The following is a 5,945-nucleotide window of genomic DNA, read 5'->3' on the forward strand; positions in this document are numbered from 1 at the left end:
GAAAAATTATCCCTTCATATAACGAAACGCTCAGAGCATGTTTTACAGTGGTCAAAAGCAAATTTTTTTACTTTTTTCTTACGAGTTTTCTTGCGAGTTTTTTTAATGCCACTCGTAAGAAACTCGTAACATTAGATTTTTCAGTAAAGAAAAAGAGCATATGGAATTGAATCCATACACTCTATGATTACTGGAACTTTATTTCATTTTTAATTCAACAAACTTTTGTTTATCTCGTTCTTAAGTTCATCTTTATTCTCGTATGTTCTCACTATCGGAATCGTACTCTGTCTGTTCTACATAATCTGTGGAACAGTCTCGTTTGTACGGATAAAAAAATAAACTGAGCCACGGCTGTTCCAACACGAAATCAGCCGTGGCCTTATTTATATCATTTCACTCTTTTTTGAAATAGAACAACACCACAGCAACAACTCAAATCGACTTAAAATTCCAGACTATTCGCATTCAGCAAGAAATACTTCATTCCCATGATGACAAAACCTTCATCATTTCTCCAAGGCTTTTTGCTGCCATTTACAATGACGATCTTCTTGAAAGAGTCCGGGATATTACGCAGAGAATTGAACTCCTGCGTCTGTTTTTCTTCCGAAGTCATGTCATATGCAACCTGGATATAGTATCTCTGGTTTCCTTGATTCACCACAAAGTCAACCTCCAACTGCTTGCGAACACGTTTGCCCTCTTTATCCTTATCGAAGATATCCACGACACCCACATCAACATTGTAGCCACGGATCAGCAGCTCGTTATAAACAATGTTCTCCATGATATGAGTAGGCTCCTGCTGTCTGAAATTCAGACGTGCATTTCTCAGTCCCAGATCAGTAAAGTAGTATTTCAGATTTGCACCGATATATTTTCTGCCCTTAATATCGTATCGGCTTGCCTTGGAAATCAAAAAGGCATCTGTCAAATGGTCGATATGCTTGGAGATGGTTTTATTAGCATAAGTCATCTGACGCTCACTGGCAAAGGTATTGGCAATCTTTGAAGGATTGGTCGGTGCGCCGATTGCAGATGCAAGCACATCAACCAGAATCCCAATCTCATCCACGTTCTGAATCTTATTTCTTTCAATAACATCCTTCAGATAGACATTTGCAAAGATGTTCTTCAGATAGTCCGCTTTCTGTCGTTCGCTCTGGAAACTTACGATCTGCGGCAATCCTCCGTAGATCATGTAGTCATCCCAGGCATCATCATAATCACCGTCATAGACAGAATAAAACTCTGCAAAGGAAAGAGGATAGATTCTAATCTCATCACCTCTGCCACGGAACTCGGTCACAATGTCGCTGGACAGGAGCTTGGAATTACTTCCGGTGACATACACATCAATATTGCTCATGCGTAGCAGGCTGTTCAGCACTTCCTCAAATCGTGGCATGAACTGCACTTCATCAAGAAGCAGATAGTATTTGCCATCGTCTTTCATGGCATCTTTGATGTACTTGAAACACACCTTAGGATCTCTTAGTTCCTCATTTTCAATACCGTCCAATGCAATCTCAATAATATGATCAACATCAACGCCGTTCTCCAGTAAGTATCTCTTAAAGATGGTAAACAGCAAAAAGGATTTGCCACATCTACGAATGCCGGTAATCACCTTTATCATTCCATTATCTTTTCGCTCGATCAGCTGCTGTAGGTAGGCGTCTCTTTTAATCTCCATCATTGCACTCCCCATTTCCGTGCATCTGCACACTTTTTAGTAATGAGATTCTATCACAGAACGACCTGAATTTCAATATGTATTCCCATTTTATGTGCATTTACACACTTTTATGTAATGTTGATAAATATATTTTCAGATTTTTTTGATTGCAGTGTCTATAATCGACTACTCCAATCGTTATTATAGGTAGACAACAAAAAGAAGATGGTTCCGATGTTTCATTAAATATGTTCGTTAAGCCTGATAATCCTCAGAGCGATTATCGCTATCAAATCTTTTCTCATCCACAGATATGATATGATTAGATTTATTATCATTCATTTCAGTATCACTAAGATTAGTATTATTAGGGTTTGAAATGTAAACTTCTTGAAGTTTGATTTTGGGACTTCATGAAGTTTGAATTGTAAACTTCTGTAGGTTCCTCATTTTCCACAGAAGTTTGTTTTTTAAACTTCTTTAATTCCTCTTCAAATTTTTTCTCATCTGTTTTCTCAGACATAAAGGTTTTCACGTAGATGACGTTCACCTTTCCAAATCCCTGTCTTCGTTTCTCAATCAGACCAATTCCTGTTTCGTCATCCAGTTCTCTCATGGATTTGATGGCTTTATTTCTGCCACAGTTCAGTAATTCCATGATATCTTCGATGGAAAAGTAGATATATGCTCTGTTTTTCTCGTCAAACCACTGATTCTTGATGGAAAGAGACATTCGATCTAACATCAGTCCATATAAAATTTTAGCATCGCTTGATAAATCTTTAAAGTAACTGTCTGTAAATAATGCTTGCTGTTAAACTTCCCTGTGGATCCGCGTCGATCAGCAACACTTGGTTTCACGTTATACCACCAGCTTACCAGCTATAACATGAAGTGCATTATTCTTGCTCCAACAACTATGTCAAAACCGACGGGCAGGAAAAAGGTAAAAACAGACAAACGAGATGCTGCCCTGATTGCACGATGTCTTGCACATCATGATTACAGCCCGGTACATATCCCAAGAGTTCAAAGGATTGGATAGCTACTTCAAAGTATAATATTGGACTTCACATACAGAAAGAGAACATACAGAGTGTTGTGTGTTCTTTTTTTCGTTGGATAAAAAGAGAAATGCTTGAATGGGATATCTTTATGTATCTTTAAACGCCCAAATTAGAAATATTACTCTTCTTCACTCTTCTTCAACTTCGAATAATAACTATCCGCAGTATAAAGCGCCGCCACCGGATTATGCCCCAATACACGGTCTTTCGTCACTGCTGTCGTAGTCAGTGCCTCGGAATATTTGTAAAACAGACTGTCATGCCCCACACAAAGTCCGACCACAACATTCAGGTCCGTCTTCGCCTTGTTCAGAAGCTTTGCCTGCAGGATCGGATTACACATATTCACACCGACACCTTCGCAGCATTCCGGGATGCCGACCGATGTCTTCTTCTGTGTTCCGGCTTTACAGCCGACACCATACACCTCAAAGCCATGTCTGCGCAGGATATCTGCCAGGATACGGCTTTCTTTCAACAATCCGACACAGGTTGCGATCCCGATCTTTTTCGCATTAATCTTCTTTGCAAAATCCATGATTTCTTCGACACGGGTATGTTTGCAGTAATTCTCATACTCTACTTCAGCTGCAGCGATTGTTACTTTGCGGTTCTCGTCTTCATTGTAGCATTCCATAGCTTCATTTAGAACTTCTTCATCCATGTGTGTTGTCAGACAGAAATCCGGATAGGTTTTATCCATTTTGTTGCAGTTTTTTACTGCGCAGTCGATACAGGACATGTCTTCTTTTTTCATTTTTTCATTCTCCTTTTGTATACCTTGGTATCTACAGAGGCCTGCCACTGGCAGATTCTCTAGATTAAGCTTTACTTTGTAAAATATCCGCTATTTACTTCATAATAACAAATACTTATACTACAGACAATGGTTTTCCGTTTTTATTTTCTTATTTTTTGTAGTTCTTTTCTATGAGAAACGTTCCCCGATTCAGGATTGATTTGTCATGAATTGTCGATTCTGATTTTTGAAAAATTATTGAAAATTATCTTTTTAAACTTGAAGATATATAACAGTCTCTCTGATAGACCATCATCTTTGGATTTATACTATCATGTATAGGTTATTTCGTCAATCAAAACATTTATCCACTTCCCTCATTTCAATACCAGCTCTTTCAATACCTCAGCCGAATACCAGCTACATGGAAGCCAATAAACCATGCAACAGCGGTTCTTTTATTCGCCAGTATATGCAATTTCTATCTCATAGCCGCCGTTCTCATAGTAGGCGTGGGAAAAATAGTATCTTATTGTTATTTCTGAAATATAAAATTTGAATCATAAAACTTCTTTCCCTCTCAAATCCATTTTTACCAAACCAACTACTAACAATCCAATAAAAATTGCCGTGTCCACAAATAACAGTACAACAACACTTTTTACCACTCCGAAAGTAAAAAGTATGGAGAAGATTTCCACTGACAACACAATAAAACACATATAATTTGTCAAATACTCTGTTATAATTTCTCCATAATAATTGTTCATCTGCAATTTCGCATGGGAATTTGCTCATAAATATTGTGGTAAAGTCTGGTATGTCTGTGGAATGGTTATGTTGCCGATAACAGTAATATTCATGCTTTTAGTGATTGGAAAAAATGAAGATTGTGTTGGGAGTATAGGAGGAATTATCTGTGGTGTTCAACTTATTCCTTTAATTGGGTCTATTCTCCCAACAGAAATAGCATTAAAAAAGAATTTTGATAAGAATGGAACAAGACGATAAATTCAAGTTTGCATATTTCTAAAAAAGATGTATGATATAAAAAAAGCTCAGGAGGTTCAAATGAAATCACATAAATACTGGTCTATCGGTGCGCTGGTTTCCATGATCGGAACTTGCTACACCGGCTATAAGAATATGAAATCAGCACATAAATATTGTGCATTCAGTTCACTGATCTGCATGGCTATGGCCATTTACTCTGGTCATAAAATGATTTCTGGCAAATCCAGAAAAAAGAAAGAAACTGCAGCTGAAGAATCTTCGGAATAATAAGAGGAATAGGGGAGTATTCCATTATATATAAGCCTGATGGAAAGGGGAGATTCCATCAGGCTCTTTCAAATCTACTCTTCCGTTTCTGGAAAAGATGGCTTATATCGTTTGTTTGCAGACTGTGGCACTACGATTTCAAAAAAATAATATCCCATATACCGGATAGCTGCTTTTTTCTTCCGATAAAAACTTGCCCGGCTCATCCCCAGTTCAAGCATAATTTCCATATCTGTCATTTTTCTATGCCTGCAGAAGCAGCCATAAAGCACATCATAATATTCTGTTCCAAAATTCGGCGTAAAATATTTTACCAGTGTCATTGCCCGGTTGACCATATCACAAAGTCCATAGATTAGAATGATATTGTTTACTTCTTTTTTCAGTTTTCCTAAATTCATGCGGTAATCATAGGCATCCATATACTGAAGGGCATAGGCCATATTCTCATTGATCTTTTCCTGACACTCTTGCTCTAATTCATCCAAAACCATCTGATTTTCCAAAATCAAATCCTGATAATTGTTCATCAGTGTTTTAATCTTTTCATAGTACAGATCCATTCTCTCTTCTGTATGTTGTGCTGCATTTAATGTAATTTCCGTGACATGCTCCTACCACTTAAATCATAGATTTTGAAGTGGGGGCTTCTTGCTCAATGGCTCTACTGAGCCAAGTATCTACAAGCTATCCTCGCGTGCCCCACGATTCTTATAAGTCCGGATACGGACTTTTTATTGTGCTGTCATGCACATTCTGTAAAGATTCTTTTTCCCTCATTCATGATGTTTACTGCTGCATTTATATCACGGTCCATTCTGTTTCCGCATTCACAGTAATAGAGCCTTTCAGCTAAAGACAATCCTGCTTTTTTCTTTCCGCATACACTGCAAATCTTACTGGATGCAAAATAACGATCTACTTTTATCAGATATTTTCCTCGTTCCTCCAGTTTATATTCCAGCATAGACAGGAACAGGCCATATCCATTATCATGTACGCCTTTTCCAAAATGAAGTCCTCCTGCCATCCCTTTCAGATTCAGATCTTCCACGCATACTGCATCGTAGTTCTCTGCAAGACCTGCACTGAGTTTATGCTGAAAATCTTTTCTCTGATTTCGGATCTTTTCATGACACAGTGCAACCCGTTTCTTCTGTTTTTCATAATTCCGACT

6 protein-coding genes and 1 pseudogene are annotated in these 5,945 nt (G+C 37.9%); 2 read left to right on the forward strand and 5 right to left on the reverse strand.

Annotated elements, in window-relative coordinates; genetic code table 11:
- Positions 1-445: 445 nt before the first annotated feature.
- The 3 genes and pseudogenes from GT674_RS16285 to GT674_RS16295 all read right to left on the reverse strand — a co-directional run bounded on the left by GT674_RS16285 (position 446) and on the right by GT674_RS16295 (position 3,505).
- On the reverse strand, positions 446-1,699 hold the full coding sequence (locus GT674_RS16285; protein ID WP_161286634.1) for an ATP-binding protein: 1,254 nt from the start codon (positions 1,697-1,699) through the stop codon (positions 446-448).
- A gap of 240 nt (positions 1,700-1,939) precedes the next feature.
- Positions 1,940-2,492 (reverse strand): annotated as a pseudogene (locus GT674_RS16290) (replication initiator protein A); the annotation flags it as partial.
- Between the two features lie 374 nt (positions 2,493-2,866).
- The gene (locus GT674_RS16295; RefSeq protein ID WP_008705300.1) at positions 2,867-3,505 is read right to left on the reverse strand and encodes a DUF1847 domain-containing protein; all 639 of its coding nucleotides are present in this window, start codon (positions 3,503-3,505) and stop codon (positions 2,867-2,869) included.
- A gap of 819 nt (positions 3,506-4,324) precedes the next feature.
- On the opposite strand from GT674_RS16295, the gene GT674_RS16305 reads away from it, so the two are divergent.
- Both GT674_RS16305 and GT674_RS16310 read left to right on the forward strand, forming a co-directional pair.
- Positions 4,325-4,498: a hypothetical protein gene (locus tag GT674_RS16305; RefSeq protein ID WP_442859864.1), complete on the forward strand. Its 174-nt coding sequence runs from the start codon at positions 4,325-4,327 to the stop codon at positions 4,496-4,498.
- Positions 4,499-4,558: 60 nt separating this feature from the next.
- On the forward strand, positions 4,559-4,768 hold the full coding sequence (locus tag GT674_RS16310) for a DUF6219 family protein (RefSeq protein ID WP_161286633.1): 210 nt from the start codon (positions 4,559-4,561) through the stop codon (positions 4,766-4,768).
- Between the two features lie 74 nt (positions 4,769-4,842).
- On the opposite strand, the gene GT674_RS16315 is transcribed toward GT674_RS16310, so the two are convergent.
- Entirely contained in the window at positions 4,843-5,331 is a 489-nt protein-coding gene (locus tag GT674_RS16315) for a hypothetical protein (protein WP_227240575.1), read from the reverse strand.
- Between the two features lie 182 nt (positions 5,332-5,513).
- On the reverse strand, positions 5,514-5,945 hold a 432-nt coding region (locus GT674_RS16320; RefSeq protein ID WP_243149181.1), incomplete at its 5' end, for an RNA-guided endonuclease InsQ/TnpB family protein.

The organism is Blautia sp. BIOML-A1 (assembly GCF_009883055.1).
Taxonomy (GTDB): Bacteria; Bacillota; Clostridia; order Lachnospirales; family Lachnospiraceae; genus Blautia_A.

Excerpts from the sequence above, each read along its gene's own strand:
- GT674_RS16315 (WP_227240575.1), bottom strand. The coding sequence starts at position 5,331 with ATGGATCTGTACTATGAAAAGATTAAAACACTGATGAACAATTATCAG.
- GT674_RS16285 (WP_161286634.1), bottom strand. The coding sequence starts at position 1,699 with ATGGAGATTAAAAGAGACGCCTACCTACAGCAGCTGATCGAGCGAAAA.
- GT674_RS16295 (WP_008705300.1), bottom strand. The coding sequence starts at position 3,505 with ATGAAAAAAGAAGACATGTCCTGTATCGACTGCGCAGTAAAAAACTGC.
- GT674_RS16310 (WP_161286633.1), top strand. The coding sequence starts at position 4,559 with ATGAAATCACATAAATACTGGTCTATCGGTGCGCTGGTTTCCATGATC.
- GT674_RS16305 (WP_442859864.1), top strand. The coding sequence starts at position 4,325 with ATGTTGCCGATAACAGTAATATTCATGCTTTTAGTGATTGGAAAAAAT.